14 protein-coding genes and 1 tRNA gene are annotated in these 16,724 nt (G+C 65.5%); 10 read left to right on the plus strand and 5 right to left on the minus strand.

Going from position 1 to position 16,724, the window contains the following annotated elements; genetic code table 11:
- The first annotated feature begins 134 nt into the window (after window positions 1-134).
- The 5 genes from AC07NK_RS09525 to rtcA all read left to right on the plus strand — a co-directional run bounded on the left by AC07NK_RS09525 (window position 135) and on the right by rtcA (window position 3,956).
- Window positions 135-273, plus strand: a tRNA-OTHER gene (locus AC07NK_RS09525).
- 196 nt (window positions 274-469) lie between these two features.
- Entirely contained in the window at window positions 470-1,702 is a 1,233-nt protein-coding gene (locus AC07NK_RS09530; RefSeq protein WP_495170324.1) for an RtcB family protein, read from the plus strand.
- Window positions 1,703-1,705: 3 nt separating this feature from the next.
- The gene (locus AC07NK_RS09535) at window positions 1,706-2,155 is read left to right on the plus strand and encodes a hypothetical protein (protein ID WP_495170325.1); all 450 of its coding nucleotides are present in this window, start codon (window positions 1,706-1,708) and stop codon (window positions 2,153-2,155) included.
- Window positions 2,152-2,946, plus strand: a complete 795-nt coding sequence (locus AC07NK_RS09540; protein ID WP_495170326.1) for a nucleotidyltransferase domain-containing protein — start codon at window positions 2,152-2,154, stop codon at window positions 2,944-2,946. The genes AC07NK_RS09535 and AC07NK_RS09540 overlap by 4 nt, the downstream gene beginning before the upstream one ends.
- Window positions 2,943-3,956: an RNA 3'-terminal phosphate cyclase gene (gene rtcA / locus AC07NK_RS09545; RefSeq protein WP_495170327.1), complete on the plus strand. Its 1,014-nt coding sequence runs from the start codon at window positions 2,943-2,945 to the stop codon at window positions 3,954-3,956. The genes AC07NK_RS09540 and rtcA overlap by 4 nt, the downstream gene beginning before the upstream one ends.
- Before the next feature lie 238 nt (window positions 3,957-4,194).
- On the opposite strand, the gene AC07NK_RS09550 is transcribed toward rtcA, so the two are convergent.
- Entirely contained in the window at window positions 4,195-4,755 is a 561-nt protein-coding gene (locus AC07NK_RS09550; RefSeq protein ID WP_495170328.1) for a TetR/AcrR family transcriptional regulator, read from the minus strand.
- A 118-nt stretch (window positions 4,756-4,873) separates the two neighbouring features.
- On the opposite strand from AC07NK_RS09550, the gene AC07NK_RS09555 reads away from it, so the two are divergent.
- Window positions 4,874-5,920 (plus strand): NAD(P)-dependent oxidoreductase, encoded by a 1,047-nt coding sequence (locus tag AC07NK_RS09555; RefSeq protein WP_495170329.1) that lies wholly within the window; start codon window positions 4,874-4,876, stop codon window positions 5,918-5,920.
- A 36-nt stretch (window positions 5,921-5,956) separates the two neighbouring features.
- On the opposite strand, the gene AC07NK_RS09560 is transcribed toward AC07NK_RS09555, so the two are convergent.
- Both AC07NK_RS09560 and AC07NK_RS09565 read right to left on the minus strand, forming a co-directional pair.
- Window positions 5,957-6,940 (minus strand): pyridoxal-phosphate dependent enzyme, encoded by a 984-nt coding sequence (locus tag AC07NK_RS09560; protein WP_495170330.1) that lies wholly within the window; start codon window positions 6,938-6,940, stop codon window positions 5,957-5,959.
- Window positions 6,941-7,019: 79 nt separating this feature from the next.
- The gene (locus tag AC07NK_RS09565) at window positions 7,020-7,490 is read right to left on the minus strand and encodes an Lrp/AsnC family transcriptional regulator (protein WP_495170331.1); all 471 of its coding nucleotides are present in this window, start codon (window positions 7,488-7,490) and stop codon (window positions 7,020-7,022) included.
- A 100-nt stretch (window positions 7,491-7,590) separates the two neighbouring features.
- On the opposite strand from AC07NK_RS09565, the gene AC07NK_RS09570 reads away from it, so the two are divergent.
- From AC07NK_RS09570 to mprF, 4 genes are all read left to right on the plus strand, one after another.
- Complete coding sequence (locus AC07NK_RS09570; RefSeq protein WP_495170332.1) at window positions 7,591-8,403, plus strand: glutathione S-transferase family protein; 813 nt, start codon at window positions 7,591-7,593, stop codon at window positions 8,401-8,403.
- 217 nt (window positions 8,404-8,620) lie between these two features.
- Window positions 8,621-9,337, plus strand: a complete 717-nt coding sequence (locus tag AC07NK_RS09575) for an AcvB/VirJ family lysyl-phosphatidylglycerol hydrolase (RefSeq protein ID WP_495170333.1) — start codon at window positions 8,621-8,623, stop codon at window positions 9,335-9,337.
- A gap of 1 nt (window position 9,338) precedes the next feature.
- Window positions 9,339-9,734, plus strand: a complete 396-nt coding sequence (locus tag AC07NK_RS09580) for a DUF2147 domain-containing protein (protein ID WP_495170334.1) — start codon at window positions 9,339-9,341, stop codon at window positions 9,732-9,734.
- Window positions 9,731-12,340: a bifunctional lysylphosphatidylglycerol flippase/synthetase MprF gene (gene mprF / locus AC07NK_RS09585; RefSeq protein ID WP_495170335.1), complete on the plus strand. Its 2,610-nt coding sequence runs from the start codon at window positions 9,731-9,733 to the stop codon at window positions 12,338-12,340. The genes AC07NK_RS09580 and mprF overlap by 4 nt, the downstream gene beginning before the upstream one ends.
- A 254-nt stretch (window positions 12,341-12,594) precedes the next feature.
- Here the strand turns inward: mprF and AC07NK_RS09590 are convergent, their stop codons facing one another.
- Entirely contained in the window at window positions 12,595-13,503 is a 909-nt protein-coding gene (locus tag AC07NK_RS09590; protein ID WP_495170336.1) for an alpha/beta hydrolase, read from the minus strand.
- An 8-nt stretch (window positions 13,504-13,511) separates the two neighbouring features.
- The gene (locus AC07NK_RS09595; RefSeq protein WP_495170337.1) at window positions 13,512-16,589 is read right to left on the minus strand and encodes a TonB-dependent receptor domain-containing protein; all 3,078 of its coding nucleotides are present in this window, start codon (window positions 16,587-16,589) and stop codon (window positions 13,512-13,514) included.
- Between the last annotated feature and the right edge of the window lie 135 nt (window positions 16,590-16,724).

Here is a 16,724-nt window from a genome sequence, read left to right on the forward strand (position 1 = left end):
AGCTCAGCGGTAGAGCACAAACTGTCCGCCAGAACCTCGTCGCCCGAACGAACACTCACGGCGAATGCCGATCGGACTACATGGAACCGTAATCCCGAGGCCGCGGGTTCGAATCCCGCCGGGTCCACCAATGGGGGCCCGTAGCTCAGCGGCAGAGCGCGTAAACCGTCTGGTCAATCTTCGTCGCCGTGAAACCAATAAGCTGGCGAATGCCGGCGGGACTACATCGGTAGAGGCCTTCGGGCTTAGGGGTTCGAATCCCCGTCGGGCTTCGGCCCGGACGTCCCGCCAATCTCGTCGCCGGTACCAATGCCAGGCCGGCGAATGCCGGTGGGACTACAGGTCAGAGCACCCGCCGCAGGGCGGGAGGTCGGCGGTTCAAGCCCGCCCCGGCGCAAGCCGAGTAGCTCAGGGAAAACGTCTCGCCACATCTCGTCGCCGGCACCATGATAGCAAGCAGGAGGTCGACATGACCGATACGACGACGTTCGAATACCAGCATGTCGAGGGTGGCGTGCCGATCAAGAGCTGGACCCGCGGCGTGCCCGTGGACGACAAGGCGCGTGACCAGCTCGCGCGCGCGGCGAAGATGCCGTTCGTCTTCAAGCATGTCGCGGCGATGCCCGACGTGCATGTCGGCATCGGCGCGACCGTCGGCTCGGTGATCCCGACCAAGGGCGCGGTGATTCCGGCGGCGGTCGGCGTCGACATCGGCTGCGGCATGATGGCGGCGCGCACCTCGCTGATGGCGCATGATCTGCCCGACACTCTCGAGGGCATCCGCAGCGCGATCGAGCGCGCGGTTCCGCACGGCCGTTCGGTCGGGCGCGGGACGCGCGGTGACAAGGGCGCGTGGGGTATGCCCCCGGCGCCGATCGTCGAGGCATGGGCGATGCTCGCGGCGCGGTTCAAGCGCATCACCGACAAATACCCGCGGCTCGAGAAGACGAACAACCTCGTCCATCTCGGCACGCTCGGCACCGGCAACCACTTCATCGAGCTGTGCCTCGACGAGGAGGCGCGGGTTTGGGTGATGCTCCATTCGGGGTCGCGCGGCGTGGGCAATGCGATCGGCACCTTCTTCATCGAGCTGGCGAAGCAGGACATGCGCAAATGGCATATCAACCTACCGGATGCGGATCTCGCCTACTTCCCCGAGGGGACCGATCATTTCGACGATTATGTCGAGGCGGTCGGCTGGGCACAGGACTATGCGGCGCTCAACCGGCGCATGATGATGGCGAATGTCATCGCAGCGCTCCGGGGGCAGATCGCCAAGCCGTTCGAGGCAGAAGCCGAGGCGGTGAACTGCCACCACAATTACGTGCAGCGCGAGAATCATTTCGGTGAGAATGTGCTGGTCACGCGAAAGGGGGCGGTTCGTGCGGCCAAGGGCGTGATGGGGATCATTCCCGGATCGATGGGTGCGAAATCGTTCATCGTCCGCGGGCTGGGCAATGCCGACAGCTTCGACAGCTGTTCGCACGGAGCGGGGCGCGTGATGTCGCGCACCGAGGCGAAGAAGCTGGTGACGCTCGACGAGCATATCCGCGACACCGCGGGGGTCGAGTGCCGCAAGGACGAAGGCGTGATCGACGAGACGCCGCGCGCCTACAAGCCGATCGAAGCCGTGATGGCCGCCCAGGCCGATCTGGTGGAGATCGTCCATACGCTGAAACAGGTGGTGTGCGTGAAGGGTTAGCTCTTGGCGCGCACCCCGGTCACCGAAAGTCCGGTCGTGATACAGTCACTCTACTGCAATCGGTGCCGTGCGCGCCTGAGCCTTGGGCTTTCGGTGCTGCCCGCCAAGAAGGCCGACATGCCCGAGGTCGGTGAACCCGTGACGCCGCGGGGAGTCGCGCTCGAATCCGAGATGGCGGTGCCGTGGTTGAATCGCGCGGCCCTTCCCTGGCTCAACTTCACCCCCCAGCTTTGGCTGAATCCCGGCGATCTGACCGACGCCATTACCGACGATCCACGTGCCAACGATGGATGCTGCGGTATTTCCGGGATGGACGGGCGCAACCAACTCTGCCGCTGCAAGGCGAAAATCGGCACATTACAGGCCGACTGCATCCTGCCGCATGTTTTCATTCCCGATCCCGGCGCGACCACGATGCGCGCCGACACCAGTGACCATTGGAACTACGAATGACCGACCTGAACGCCGCCATCTCCAATGCCGTCCGCCACGAGATCGAGAGCCGCCTGTCTGCCATCGAGCGCGAGGATGGCGTGCGCGTGCTGATGGCGGTCGAATCCGGCTCGCGCGCGTGGGGTTTCCCCTCGCCCGACAGCGATTACGATATCCGCTTCATCTATGTCCGGCCGCGCGATTGGTATCTGTCGCTGACCCCGGGCCGCGACGTGATCGAACGGCCGATCCTCGACGAGATCGACCTGAACGGGTGGGACATACGCAAGGCTTTCGGCCTGCTGCTCAAGTCGAACGCGGTGGTCAGCGAGTGGATCGAATCTCCGATCCGCTATCGCCCCGACGATCCGTTCGTGGCGAAGTTCGCAGCGCTGGCGGACGCCATGCTCGATGTCCGTGCGCTCGCGCATCACTATGCACGGCTCGGGCGGACGGCGGCGGACCGCTGGCTCGACGGCGATGGCGACGTGGCGGTGAAGCGGTATTTCTATGCGCTCCGCCCCGCGCTTGCGATCCGCGTGCTGCGCCTGCATCCCCACCGGCGCCCGCCGATGAACCTGCAGGCGCTGGTCGCGCTCGCGGACCTGACGGCGGAGGCCGAGGCGGCGATCGCCGCTTTGGTCGAAACCAAGGCGCGGACCAACGAACGCAGCAACGGCACGCGTGTCCCCCTGCTCGACGCGCTGATCGCGGACGAACTGGGCCGTGCCGCGGAGCTGGCGAACCGCGCGCCCTCGCCCGAATGGGCGAAGCGCGCCGATGAACTCTTTATCGAACTGGTGAATTCATGATCGTCATCGACGGATCGGAAGGCGAGGGCGGGGGGCAGGTGGTGCGCAATGCATGCGCGCTGTCACTCATTACCGGTCAGCCCTTCCGCATCATCAACGCGCGCGGCAAGCGGTCGAAGCCGGGACTAATGCGCCAGCACGTCACCGCGGTCGAGGCAGCGTGCACGCTCGGCAATGCGACGTGCGAGGGGCTGGCGGTGGGCGCGTCCGATATCGCCTTCGCCCCCGGCAAGGTCGTGCCCGGCGAATATCGCTTCGCGGTGGGAACGGCGGGCAGCACGGGGCTGGTGCTTCAGACGGTGCTGATGCCGCTCGTGTTTGCCGACGCGCCGTCGCGCCTCGTGTTGGAGGGCGGCACCCATAACATGCTTGCCCCGCCTTTCGAGTTCATCGCGCGGACGTTTCTCCCGATCCTTAACCGGATGGGGCCGACGGTCGAGGCGCGGCTGGTGCGGCACGGCTTTTACCCGCGCGGCGGCGGGCGGATCGAGGTGGACATCAACCCGGCGTCGCTCACGCCGATCGAATGCGTCGATCGCGGCGCGTTGCGCGAGCGGGCGGTGACGGCGTTCTTCGCCGCGCTGCCCTTCGACATCGCCGATCGCGAGATCAAGGCGGCGCGCAAGGCGTTGGACTGGCCGGAGGAGAGCTTCGCCGTGCGCCAGCTTCCCGAGGATCAGGGGCCGGGCAACATCGTGTTGATCGAATCCGCGTTCGAGCATGTGACCGAGATCGTCAGCGGCTTCGGCCAGCTCGGCGTGCCGGCCGAAACCGTGGCCCGCAAGGCGGCGGGGCGGATGGCCGGATATCTCGACTCCTCGGCTTTTGCCGGGCCTTATCTGCAGGACCAGTTGCTGCTGCCCTTCGCATTGGCCGGAGGTGGCGTGTTCACTACCGTCAAGCCCAGCCAGCACAGCCTGACGGCGCGTGACGTGATCGAGCAGTTCACCGGGAAGCGCGCGGTGTTCAGGGATCAGCCCGACGGGACGCACCGGGTGGAATGGCGCTGATTGGCGGAACCACATGTCGCACTGGTGTCCGTTGCGGAAGTCGCCAGCTACCGATCGGGCTAGGCCCGTCCGCGTTACCGCATCCACTCCACGGCCAGTTCAGGCCGTGGAGAAAGACGATGGGATACTCGTAATATGATCCTGCCATTCAGGACCACCCTGCGTGGATACGGGTAAAACGGTCAGGCAGGTGTCGGCCCCAAATTATCCGTTCCCTCGATACCCGGAAAACGGCGTTTCAGATGCCAAACCAGCTGCTGATCAACGACAGAAGCGTTGCGACGGCTTCGGACTCTTCGATTTCACCGCCCACCATAAGGCCCGAAAGCGCCTCAGCAGCGCCGATGATGGCGGCGCAGCGAACCGCCAGCGTCGCATCATCGAGCTGCGCATAGGGACGAAACGCCTCCGCATAGGCATCGACATAGCGGCGCAGGAGTTCGCGGCCGAACCGCTCCATCGCCTCGTCGCCCTTCATCGCTGCAACGATGGCGAAGGCCTCGGGCCCAATGGTGGCGTAGCAGCGCATATAGGCCCCGCTGGCCGCTTCGGCGACCGAAAGGAAGGTCGGCTCGGCATCCGCGAGCCGATGCCGGAGCGCCTCGAGCTGGCGCTCGGCGATCTCGGTATAGAGCGCGATAAACAGGCCCGACCGTGTTCCGAACTGGTCATAGACGACTGGCCGGGTAACCCCCGCCGCCTCGGCAAGCGACACAAGGGTCAGCGCATCGGCGCCATGAGCCCCAACGATCGCCTTCGCCGTATCGAGAAGCTGCCGCCTCCGCTGCTCGCGGCTCAAACGCGTACGTTTCGTCCCGATACTCATATCGCAAAGCCCAGTTGACTATATACATAATGTAACTTACATAGTGTACATAGCTTGCCGCGGAAGTCCACTCGCGAAGCAGATTGAGGGTATGAAGGATATGAACACGGACAATTCATGGGTGCTTCTGGTAGGCGCTTCGGGTGTTGTGGGGCGGCAGGCCGCGACGCGCCTTCGTCAGCGATGGCCCGACCTGCCCTTGCTTCTTGGCGGTCGCGATCTTGCGAAGGTCGAAGCCATGGCGCTGGAACTCGGCAATGCCCGGGGCGTGGCAGTTGACCTGAACCGCCGCGATCTGGGGCTGCCGGACGATATCGCGGTTGGCGCCACCGCGATGTTCGTGAAAGACGAAACCCTGAACGGCCAGCTCTTCGCGCAGGATCGCGGCGCCGCCTTCATCGACATTTCGAGCGCAGCGTTCGAACTGGGACCGCAAGCGGCGTTCTACAGTGAGCGCCCGCAGACGGCGCCGATCCTGCTGGCCAGCAACTGGCTTGCCGGGGCGAGCACCTTCGCGGCGCTCGACCTCGCGAGCGGCTTCGCCCGCGTGGACAATGTGCTGGTTTCGGCGCTTCTCGATGATCAGGATATCGGCGGGGCCGCCGCCGAGGCTGACTATGTCCGGCAGACGCAAGCGGGGCCGTCGAGCCTGGTACGCAGGAACGGCCGTTTCATCTGGATTGCCGGCGAAGACGCTGCGGGCGCGTTCGAGGCCCGGGATGGAACGCGCTTCGACGCGCAGGCATTCGGCAATCTCGATATCCTCAGCCTCTCGGCGGCGACCAACGCCCCCGACGTCGCCTTTCAGTTCGCCGTCGGCGAAACGTCCAGCCGCCGAAGGGGCGAACGATATTCGCACGAGATTCTGATCGAAATCACTGGGCTTTCGCTCGACGGGCAGATGACGCACGCACGGCGCTTCATTATCCACCCCGAGGGTCAGGCGCCAATGACCGCATTGGGCGTCAGTCTGGCGATCGAAGCGATGCTCGGCCTCAAGACCGGCAAGAAACTGGCCCCGGGACTGTATCTTCCACATGCAGTCGTCGATCCCGCACAAGCCGTCGAGGCGCTTAGGGATATCGGGGCGGTGATCGATGACAGCTGGGATTTGGCAGCGGGGGAGGCGGGACAATGAGCGGCGATGGAAATGCCATCCCGCTGTTGGCAATCGCTACACGCCTTCGGTGACGAATAGCAGGATCACAGATCGGGAATCGACTGAGAGGCGCTCTCGCTCTGTTGGGCTGCGGCAAGCTGCGATCAGTCCGGCGAGACCGGCTGTGCCCGAAGCTGTGCTTGCTGGTCCTCCCGCCCGCTCCATCGTCCGGCACGCCGCCCGCAAATCGTCTTCGATCACCTGAATCGCGGCTGCGTCATGTCGAAGAAGAATGGTCAGGGCGGGCGCGGATGCCGCGCCGCAGGACAGCATCTCCGCGCAGGTTTCGAGCGTGCCTTCGATCTGGACCGGAACGCCATGGGCAAGCGCAGCCGCGACGCACGCCGCCGCCGCCGGCTCGACCACGACAACGCGGCGCGGCATCGACATGGCACCGGTGAGGCCCTCCGCCATGGCAGCGGCAAGGCCGCCGACCCCAGCCTGCAGGAACAGGTGAGTCGGTGCCGGGAGGGCGTCCGTGAGCAGCTGCGCCACCACCTCTTCCGCGACCGTCGTGTAGCCTGCCATTACGTCCGCGACGACGACATCGTCCGGGTCTTCGGTCGTGTCGGCGATCAGCAGGCCCTCTTCGCGTGCCGCTGCGGCATGGGCTTCACGGACCGCGTCATCATACGTCCCGCATATCCGCACGATGGTCCCGCCCATGCCGCGGATGCGCGCTTCGCGCGCGTCGCTGACATGATGGGGCAGATAGACGCGCGCCTCCGCGCCCGCCTCACGGGCTGCCGCTGCCACGGCAAGGCCGTGATTCCCGTCGCTGGCGCAAAGCAGCATTCGCGGGATCCGGCCGGGCCTGCCGGTTGCATCAAGACGAGCCAGCGCGAGGCGGGCGGCGTGCGCCCCTCCCAGTGATTTGAAATTTCCCAGCCGCCGATGATTTTCGCATTTGACCAGAATGGCGCCAACGCCGAGCTGGGCAGCGAGGGTCGGGAGTGTGATGAGCGGCGTGGCGCCGTGCGTGCTGGAATTGCCGTTCATCCCGCGAGTATAGATCCGGCGTTTGCAGTTCGTCCGCGATTTGGCGCCATTGCGCGCCGCGAAGCCGCGAATATCGAAGCTAAAGCGCGTCCGGCATCGCGATCGCCAGCCCGCGCTTCACCACCCCCAACGCGACGTTGGTCGTAAAGCGCCGGACGTTCGCGTTGCGCGCGACCAGCCGCGACATGAGGTCATCATAGCTCTCGGTATCGGGCGCGGTCACGACGAGGACGAAATCGGCCTCTCCCGTCACATAATATACCTGCTGGACCTGTTGCTCCGCGCTGAGCCAGCGTTTGAGTTCGGCAAGCAGTTCAGGCCGCTCGCGCTCGACCTGAAGCGACACGATGAAGAATGTCGGGCGGCCCAGCTTCTTCGGATCGCAGACCGCCACGTCCTTCAGGATGACGCCTTGCTCGCGCATCCGCCGGATCCGGCGCTGGATCGCGGAAATCGACAGCGGCACCTGTTCGGCGAGTTGCTCGGCAGTGAGCCCGGCATTCTCCTGAACCAGCGCAAGCAAGCGGCGATCGAATAAGTCGAGTTCCATCCCCGCAGTTTATCGCCGATCTTTGTCGAAAGAAGGCGTTATCGGCATCATTTTCGCGGTTTGCCCGCATCCACCCGCTCTATTCTTCGAGATCAAGCGAATGGAGTGGAAATGGACTGCCGACATCCTGCCGACATTGACCGACTATATCGCAATCCCGGGCGTCTCAGCGGCGTTCGAGGCGGATTGGGCGACGCTCGCCCCTGTGGCTGAGGTCGCAGCGCCGATCCGGTTCACCCCAGAATTTCACCGCAAACAGGAAACTCCAATGCGCCTGCTTTATCAGACCCACTCGCCCTTCGCCCGGAAGGCGCTCGTCTTCGCCCATGAGATCGGAATCGCCGACAGGATCGTGGTGGAGCATCACGAAACGAGTCCCACTGCCCGAAACGATGAGGTGTTCGGCCAGAATCCTCTGGGCAAAGTGCCGGTCCTGCTCCGTCCGGACCTGCCTTCTCTGTTCGATTCAAGCGTCATTTGCGCCTATCTGGACACGCTTCACGATGGCGACAGCCTCTATCCCGCCGATCCCGAAGCGCGGTGGCAGGCGTTGCAGCTCGAAGCGCTCGCCCAGGGGATGGCGGATGCGGGGATCGCTGTGCGCTGGGAAACCGTGCGCCGCCCCGAAGCGCTCCGGTTCGCGGATCTTCGCGATGGCTATATCGCCAAGCTGGAAGCGAGCTATGCGTGGCTCGAACAGCATATGAACTTCGATGCGGGTCTCCATATCGGGCAGATCGCTCTTGCGACGACGCTCGACTGGCTCGAGTTCCGGAACCTGCCATCGTTCAGGAAATCGGCTCAGCTGAGCAACTGGTTCGACGCGTTTGTGTTGCGACCCTCGATGACCGCCACGCCCTTGTCAGGGGATACGGTCGACGTCGCAGGACCGCCAGCGCAAGCAAAGGCCTGACAGCTGACGAGATCCCGTCGGGTGATCCGGGGCGCCGACCATCATCGTGGATGCCCCTTGTTACGCGTCGCGACCCGACCGGGGCATGGCCGCGACATGACAATAAGGTAATGCCGGGGTCAGCTTTCGGACGGATGCAAAGGAGTAGGATCGACAGATCGCAACGGGAGAGTATCTCCATCCCGTCGCGGTGACAGGTGCCCGTCAAGGGGGTCGCATGAAGAAGCTGCTGTCCGTCCTGATCCTTGCGTTCGCTCTTGCCGCGGCCATCTATCTCTATGCCGGCTATTATACCGGCCCCGTGTACCGTGACCTGCCCGTTGCGCGCCCGGACTCCGCCAGGCCTGCCATCGTCATCCTGTCCGGCGATATGGGTAACCGGCTCGGCATGACGCCAAAGATCGCCGCCCGGCTCAACGCCCGCGGCTATGCCGTCGTCACGGTCAATTCGCTGACCTATTTCTCGCCGCGGCGCACGCCCGGGGAAGCCGCGGCGCTCATCGACGATGCGATGGCGCGGGCGATGCGCCTCGGCCGGACGGATCGCGTCGTGCTGATCGGCCAGTCCTTCGGCGCCGATATGCTTCATGCCGGACTTGCCCAGTTGCCGCCCGTGCGTCGTCAGCCGATCCAATCGGTGGTACTGGTCGTTCCCGGCGCGGACATCGTTTTTCGTGCCTCGCCGATCGAACTCGCCGGGCTCGAGATTCCCGATCAGCACGCGCTGCAGACCGCCTCGAAGCTGACCTGGGTGCCCGTGACCTGCATCCGCGGGGCGGAAGAGGACAACAGCCTGTGCCCCGAACTCGCCACGCCCAATGTCTGGCGGATCGTGCTGCCAGGCGGCCATAAGCTCAAATCCGACGACGGTGCGCTGGAGGCGGCGATCCTGCCCGCCATCCAGCGCGCCGCAGTCACAACCGGGAGCAAATGAGATGCGTCTTCTCGCCGCGATAGCGTTGTTGGGGCTGTCCGCCACCGCACAGGCCGAAGCACCGCTCACGCCGATCGGCCTATGGCAGAATCCCAAGGGCACAATCCTTGTCCGCACTCACGCCTGCGGTCAGCTGCTCTGCGGCAACATCGTCTGGGCGGCGCCGGCAGCGCTCGCCGATGCGCGCGCGGCGGGGCTGAGTTCGCTGATCGGTACCGAGCTGCTCGTCGACTATCGCTCCAAAGGGGCCGGACACTGGACTGGACAGGTCTATGTTCCCGATCAGGGCCGCCGCTTCTATTCGACGATCGCTCAGACCGGCGCGAACAGCCTGCGCATTTCGGGCTGCATCCTCGGCGGCCTGATCTGCAAGCATCAGGACTGGACCCGCCGATGATCGCAGGCACCGGCCTTGCGCGCTGGGTCTCCGCCCGCCGGCGCGGGCTCTCGATCCTCACCGCGCTGCTGGTGGCCGCGCTCGGCCTGACGGCGCTGTTCAAGCTGCTCCACACGGTCCGTCCGCATGAAATCCGCCACGCCTTCGACGCCCTGTCGGCCGGCCAGATCGGTATGGCGCTGCTGCTCACCGCGGTGAGCTACTTGCTGCTCACGCTCTATGACCGGTTCGCGCTTCAGGTCATCGAACGCAAATTGCCATGGCGGACTTACGCGCTCGCGTCATTCACCAGCTACACGCTCAGCCACAATCTCGGCCTGGCATTGCTGACCGGGGGTTCGGCTCGCTATCGCATCTACCGCTCGGCGGGGCTGGACGCGGGCGAGATCGGCAGCGTCATCGCGCTCGCCAGCTTCAGCTTCTGGAATGGCGTCATCCTGCTGGCGGGCCTCACGGCGATGACGAGCGCGCATATCCTGCCACTGTTCGACTTCGCACTGTCGCTCCCGTGGCTGCATTTCGCGGGGCTGACGGTCGTGGTGTTCTGTCTGGTTCCGCTGCTGCTGCGCCGGTTCGGGTTGCGGGCGGTCGAAATCGGCGGCTGGCGCACGCCGCTTCCCGGTCTGCGGCACGGCGCGATGATGACGGGTGTTGCGGCGCTCGACCTTACCGCCGCGAGCGCGGCGCTGTTTGTGCTGCTTCCGGCCCATGATCCGGCGCTCTATCCGGCGTTCTTCCTCGGCTATGCGCTCGCGATCATCGCATCGCTGATCAGCCATGTGCCCGGCGGACTCGGCGTGTTCGAGGCGGTGGTGATCGCGACCGTTCCGGGCGACAAGGCGCAGCTGCTGGCGGCGCTGCTCGCCTATCGCGTCATCTATTATCTGCTGCCGCTGCTTCTCGCCGCGCTGCTGCTCGCCTGGCATGAGGGCAAGGCGTGGCGCGGACCCGTGCAGGAGCTCGCACAGGCGGGACAATCGCTACTTCGCGAGCTTGCCCCGCCGCTACTCGCCGCGCTCGCCTTTGCGGGCGGCCTGATCCTGCTGCTGTCGGGATCGACACCGGCGGAGACGAGCCGGATGCACGCGCTCCGGCATATCGTGCCACTGCCGTTCGTCGAGGCGTCGCATATCGCCGCGAGCCTGTCCGGCACACTGCTGCTGTTCCTCGCGCCGGGCCTGTTACGGCGCCTCGACGGCGCGTTCTTCACGACGCGCGTGCTGCTCTTCGCCGGCGCAGCGTTCTCGCTCGCAAAGGGCGCGGACTATGAAGAGGCGGTCATCCTGCTCGCGATCGGCGCCGCGCTGCAGTGGAGCCGTCCTGCCTTCTATCGCAAGACCTCGTTGCTCGACGCTCCGCTCTCGACGGGCTGGACCATCGCGGCGCTGACCGCGATCCTGACATCGGTCTTCGCCGGTTTCTTCGCCTACAAGCACGTTGCCTATACCAGCAGCCTTTGGTGGCAGTTCAGCTTGACCGGGGACGCGCCGCGCTTCCTGCGTGCGCTGTTCGGTACGGCGGTCCTGCTCGCGGGGCTTGCGCTCTGGCGTCTGTTCGCGCCGTCACCGCGGGTCGCACGGGCCGATCCGGTCGCGCGCGATCAGCTGGAACCGGCGCTTGCGCTGGCGCGGCACAGCGACGCCTTTCTCGCGCTGACGGGCGACAAGAGCTTCATCCTGGCCGATGAAGGCGACGCGTTCCTGATGTATCGGGTGCAGGGGCCGAACTGGATCGTCATGGGGGATCCGGTCGGCCACGAGGCGCGCTGGGCCGATCTGCTGTGGCGACTGCGCGAACGGGCGGACGCGGCACAGGGCCGGATTCTGCTCTACCAGATCAGCGCGGCCTGCCTGCCGCATGCGATCGACCTCGGTCTTTCGATCGTCAAATATGGAGAGGAGGCCCGGGTCGATCTCGCGAGCTTCACCCGCGCCGGAGCGCAGGCGAAATCGCTTCGGCACGCCGAGCGCAAAGCGGTGCAGGAAGGGGCTGAATTCGCCGTGGTGGACGCCGCCGGGGCATCGCACCTGATCGGCGAACTCAGCGCGGTGTCGGACGCGTGGCTGGACAGCAAGAAACAACGGGAGAAAGCCTTCAGCCTCGGCCGCTTCGATCCCGCCTATCTGTCGCACTTCCCCTGTGCGGTGGTCCGCGTCGGCGGGCGGATCGTCGCGTTCGCCAATATCCTCGCGACCCCGAACCGTGAGGAAATGTCGGTCGATCTGATGCGCCACCGCCGCGACATCCCCTATGGCACGATGGACTTCCTGTTTCTGCGCCTGATCGAACACGCTCAGGCGGAGGGCTATCGGTGGTTCACGCTCGGGATCGCGCCGCTGGCAGGCATCGAGGGCGGCAGGCTGGCCTCGATCTGGGCGCGCGGCGCGGCGTTCCTCTTCCGCCATGGCGAGATGCTCTACGGGTTCGAAGGCCTGCGCAACTACAAAGCCAAGTTCGCGACCCATTGGGAACCGCGCTACATCGCCGGCCCGCGCGGCATGGCCTTTGCCAGCGGCATGGCGGCGGTCCACCATCTCGTCTCGCGACCGGCCGGCGGTAGCCGCCGCTCACGGGCTGCCGCTGTGGCTGGACAGGCGGTCGCGTGAAGCACCCGCGCGGCCTCTTTCTTCGACGGGCTTGTCGCTGCTCCACCTTGTGGCGGTGATCCTGTTCGCGGCGCACTGGGGTGCCGGATCGTGCGCGCCGCATGCCGGCTGATCCCCGGTCTGACCTATGAGCTTCAGCGGCCGGCAAATGGCGACCGTCCGTACCTCAGTGTTCACGTGTCTTGAATATGCTGCGTTCCGGATCATGGAAGTCCACCATTTTCGGCTCGCCCTTTTCCAGCTGCCGATCTGCTCTAGCGCTCGAGCCAGTTGTGGCGGCGGACCCAGGTGTGGAACAGCTCGGGCCATGCCGCGACGGCGCTGCCCTTCGGCCCGAGGCCGAAGCTGTGCCCGCCGGTCTCGAACAGGTGCAGCTCCACCGGACGCCTCGCGGCGATCATCGCGGCATGGAGGCGCAGGCTGTGCTCCGGCGCGGCGATCGGATCGTCCGCGGCATGAGCGAGGAAAATCGGCGGCGTGGCAGCCGTCACGTTCGCCTCGATCGAGAAGGCGTCGCGGAAGTCGGGCAGGCCCTTGAGTTCGCGGAAGGTGCGCGTGGTGTCGATGGGCGCGCGCATCGACACCACCGGATAGATCAGCGCGGCGAAATCCGGCACCGCGCTCACCTGATCGATCGCGTCGACGGCCGGATAGAAAGCGTCGGTACCGCGGGTCGCGAGCGTGCCGGCGAGATGCCCGCCCGCCGAAAAGCCAAGGACGCCGATCCGCTTGGGATCGATGTCCAGCGTCTTCCAATTGCCGCGCAGGATGCGCATCGCGCGCTGCCCATCCTGAAACGGCGCATCTGCGTTCCAGCCGTCACCCGGCAGGCGATAGTAGAGGACGAAGGCGGTGATCCCCTGCTCCGCCAGCCATTGCGCGGTCGGCATCGCGGCACTGCCGATCTGGATTCGGAAATAGCCGCCGCCGCCGATCACCAGCATAGCCGCGCCATTGGGGTTCTTCGGCCGCACCACCACCATGCGCGGCACGGTGACGTTGGATACCGAACCGGTCGCCGACCCTTCGCTCCCGACCTTTTCCGCCCCGGCGGGCTTGCCGCCGCCCGGCATGACGCCGGGCCAGAGGTTGATCACTTCCCCGTCCTGCGCCGCGGCCGGAGCCGCAACGAGGAGCAGGACGAAAGCGGCGAGCCAGCGCATCACGTCCCTCAGAACTTCTTGCCGATGGAGGCGTAGATGTAGCGGCCATAGGGCACGTAGAGCGAGCCCAGATAGCCGTCGGCGGTGATCGGCGGCTGGGTATCGAAGATGTTGCGCGCGCCGATGCGGAAGCGCGTATCCTCGAGCGGGCCCTTACGAACGCGATATTGGGCGTAGAGGTTGAAGAACGCCTTGCCCTCGAGCGGGTAGGGGTTGCCCTGCGCATCAAGGAAGTTGGTGTCGTAGACCTTGCCGATATAATTGCCGAACGCGCCGATCTGGAACCCCTTGTGGCTCCAGGTAAGCGATCCGGTGAGGCGCCATTTGGGCTTGCCACGTTCCTCGATCAGGTCGCTGGCATCCGTAAGCGGCGTCGCCGGATCGATGGTGCCGGCAGCCCGCGCATCGAAGAGCGCCTGCACCGCGGGCGGGGTATCGCGCGAGAATTTGGTCAGCCGCGCCGCGTTGATCGCGACGTCGAACCGGCCGATGCCGGTGCGGACATTATAGAGCAGCGCAAGGTCGATGCCCTGCACCGTCTGCGGCAGCAAATTGGTGAACTGGTCGTTGATCCGCGTTACCGCGCCCGCCGGAGCAAGGCCGCTGCCCTGGTAGAAATTGACATCGTCGGCATTGGGTGCCGAGCGGATCACGTTCGGGTTGCTCGATCCCTGAAGGCGCAGGAGATAATCGAGCACCAGCGCGTTGCGCGGGCCGAACTGGCCGACAATGCCGGTCTGCTGGATCGACCAGAAATCGGCGGTGAGCGTCAGGCGGCCATATTCCGACGGGATGAACTTCGGCTCGATCACCGTGCCGACGGTCCAGTTGGTGCTTTCCTCGGGCTTCAGCTCGGGATTGCCGCTGATGAAGATCGAATAGCTGGCACTGCGATCGCATGCGCCCATGTTGGGGATCGGATTGACCGGGCGGCGCATGTCGACAACGCAACGGTAATAGTCGTTGTTCGAGCCAAGCCGCGAATAGGCGACGGTCTTGGTCTGCTCGAGGTTCGGCGCGCGGAAGCCCTGCGACCAGGACCCGCGCAGGCGCAGGCCATCGACGATGTCCCATGCGGCGGCGATCTTGGGCTTAGCGACCGATCCGAAGTCCGAATAATTCTCGAACCGCCCGGCGAGCTGAAGGTCAAGCCGGTGGATCAGCGGAATGTTCATCTCGGGCGAGACCACCGGTACAGCGAGTTCGGCAAAGGCAGAGAACACGCTGCGGCTGCCGCGTGTCGAGGGGGTCGGGCTGACCGCGGCGACGTTCGACAGGTTGGTCTCGCCGGTCACCATGTCGGTGAAGGTGATCGTGCCGTTGAGGCGCGGGTCGCGGATATCCTCCTGAGTCTCGCGCCGCCCCTCGACCCCGAACGCGATGCCGAGGCCGCCGGCGGGCAGGTCGAACAGGCTGGCGTTGGAGAGTTTGAAATCGCCGAGCAGCAGGCTGGTCTTCGACTTGCGGACGAGGTTGAAGCTGAATGAGTCGATCGTCGCCTGACTGGCGGGCGAGCAGTCGCCGAGCGACGGGGTGGCCGAGCAGCCGCCGCTGAACGGATTGTACGCGGCAGGCGTCGACAGCGCGAGGTTACGCTGGAGCGCGGTCATGTCGATCGCGTTCGAGCTGTCGCGTGCCTGCGCCTCCGAATAGAGGATCGCGGTATCATAGTCGAAGCTGCCGATCTTGCCGCGCGCGCCGAGCAGGAAGCGTGACTGCCAGTTCTCGACATTCACCACCTGATTGCCGGCATCGACGAAGCGATAGGTGCTGAGACGCACCGGCAGGCCGGCGGCGGGAACATTAGTGAGGCCGGGGATGCGGTTGGGGTTGGCCTGACCGTTGGCGAAAGTGGTGGGACCGAACGGGTTCCAGTAATTGCTCGCCGGAATGACGATCGCGTTGAGGTTGATTGTCGGCGGCTGGATGCGCTGGGTATCGGCGAGGTAATAGCCAAGCTCGGTATAGAGCTCGACCGCATCGCTCAGCTCGTAGCGGCCGGTGAAGAAGGCGTTATAGCGATTGAACGATGGCGTGACGGTGGTGCCGGGACGCGTGTCGAAGCGCTCGCTGCGCAGGGTGGTTGCGGTCGCGCGCGTGCCGCTGCCGTAGCAGACGTCGCTGTTGATCGTGACAAGGCAGCCGGGATTGAGCGACGACTGGGTGTGGAACGCGCCCGCCGAGGAGGTCAGCGCCTGATTGCCCGGGCTGCGGCGGATCGTACCGGGGCCGCCCACGACAGCGAGGTTCGCCCAGGGACTTTGCGTCGCGCGGCCGTCCGCCGTCAGGTTGCCGGCATAGGCAGGGTCGTCGGCGAAGTACGACATGAGGTTGTCGGTCGCGGTGTAAGGCTGGTCCTCGGCCATCTGCGCGGTGCGACGGACATAGTTGAAGAACAGCGAGAAATTGCCGCGCCCTTCGTCGAAACTGTGCCCGACCAGTGCCGTGCCTTCGAACTCTTTACGGTTCGTGCCCTCGGCAAAGCCATAGCGCAGGTTGAGCTCGGCGCCGTCATAGTCACCGCGCGTGACCGTGTTGACCACGCCCGCGACCGCGTCCGAGCCATAGATCGCCGACGCGCCGTCGCGCAGGATCTCGAGCCGTTCGATCCCGGCGACGGGCAGCGCGTTCGAGTTGTAGCCGAGCACGGGCACGTTGCCGTCACCGGCCTGGCTGGTCGGGTGATTGACCATGCGGCGGCCGTTGAGCAGCGTCAGCGTATTGCCGACGCCCAGATTGCGCAGATTGATCGAATTGACATCGCCACGCGCCGCATTGCTGGTCTGTGGGTTGTTGGCTTCGTTGAAAGTGACGTCGCCCGCCTGCGGGATCGAGCGGATCAGGTCGTCACCCGACAGTGCGCCGGTGGCGTCGATCTGGTTGCGGTCGACCACCGACACCGGCAGCGCGGTGGTGATGTCTTTGCCCTTGATCTGGCTGCCGACGACTACGACCTCGGCGGGCGGCGCCTCTTCGCCGGCCGGATCGACCGGCGCCGCTTCCTGCGCATAGACGGGCAGCGCCAGCGTAAGTGCGATCATCGCGGTGCCGCTGCGAAGCAGGCGGAGCCTGGTGCGATCAGTCATCTCTTCTCTCCCATTCGTGGGAAGCCGGGTTCTTTGCCCGGCTTCCATTCGTTGATTCAATCCGGATCGGTTTCGGTTGCGGGCCGTGCGGGTGTGTCTTGCGTGGGACCGCTAAGCGCGCGGTGGAGGGCGTCG

This window comes from Sphingomonas sp. GW821-FHT09B04 (assembly GCF_059418285.1).

What these genes read in the sequence shown, in the direction of transcription:
- AC07NK_RS09580 (WP_495170334.1), top strand. Translation starts at nt 9,339, where the DNA reads ATGCGTCTTCTCGCCGCGATAGCGTTGTTGGGGCTGTCCGCCACCGCA.
- AC07NK_RS09595 (WP_495170337.1), bottom strand. Translation starts at nt 16,589, where the DNA reads ATGACTGATCGCACCAGGCTCCGCCTGCTTCGCAGCGGCACCGCGATG.
- AC07NK_RS09540 (WP_495170326.1), top strand. Translation starts at nt 2,152, where the DNA reads ATGACCGACCTGAACGCCGCCATCTCCAATGCCGTCCGCCACGAGATC.
- AC07NK_RS09555 (WP_495170329.1), top strand. Translation starts at nt 4,874, where the DNA reads ATGAAGGATATGAACACGGACAATTCATGGGTGCTTCTGGTAGGCGCT.
- rtcA (WP_495170327.1), top strand. Translation starts at nt 2,943, where the DNA reads ATGATCGTCATCGACGGATCGGAAGGCGAGGGCGGGGGGCAGGTGGTG.
- AC07NK_RS09590 (WP_495170336.1), bottom strand. Translation starts at nt 13,503, where the DNA reads ATGCGCTGGCTCGCCGCTTTCGTCCTGCTCCTCGTTGCGGCTCCGGCC.
- AC07NK_RS09530 (WP_495170324.1), top strand. Translation starts at nt 470, where the DNA reads ATGACCGATACGACGACGTTCGAATACCAGCATGTCGAGGGTGGCGTG.
- AC07NK_RS09575 (WP_495170333.1), top strand. Translation starts at nt 8,621, where the DNA reads ATGAAGAAGCTGCTGTCCGTCCTGATCCTTGCGTTCGCTCTTGCCGCG.
- AC07NK_RS09565 (WP_495170331.1), bottom strand. Translation starts at nt 7,490, where the DNA reads ATGGAACTCGACTTATTCGATCGCCGCTTGCTTGCGCTGGTTCAGGAG.
- AC07NK_RS09570 (WP_495170332.1), top strand. Translation starts at nt 7,591, where the DNA reads ATGGAGTGGAAATGGACTGCCGACATCCTGCCGACATTGACCGACTAT.
- AC07NK_RS09560 (WP_495170330.1), bottom strand. Translation starts at nt 6,940, where the DNA reads ATGAACGGCAATTCCAGCACGCACGGCGCCACGCCGCTCATCACACTC.
- mprF (WP_495170335.1), top strand. Translation starts at nt 9,731, where the DNA reads ATGATCGCAGGCACCGGCCTTGCGCGCTGGGTCTCCGCCCGCCGGCGC.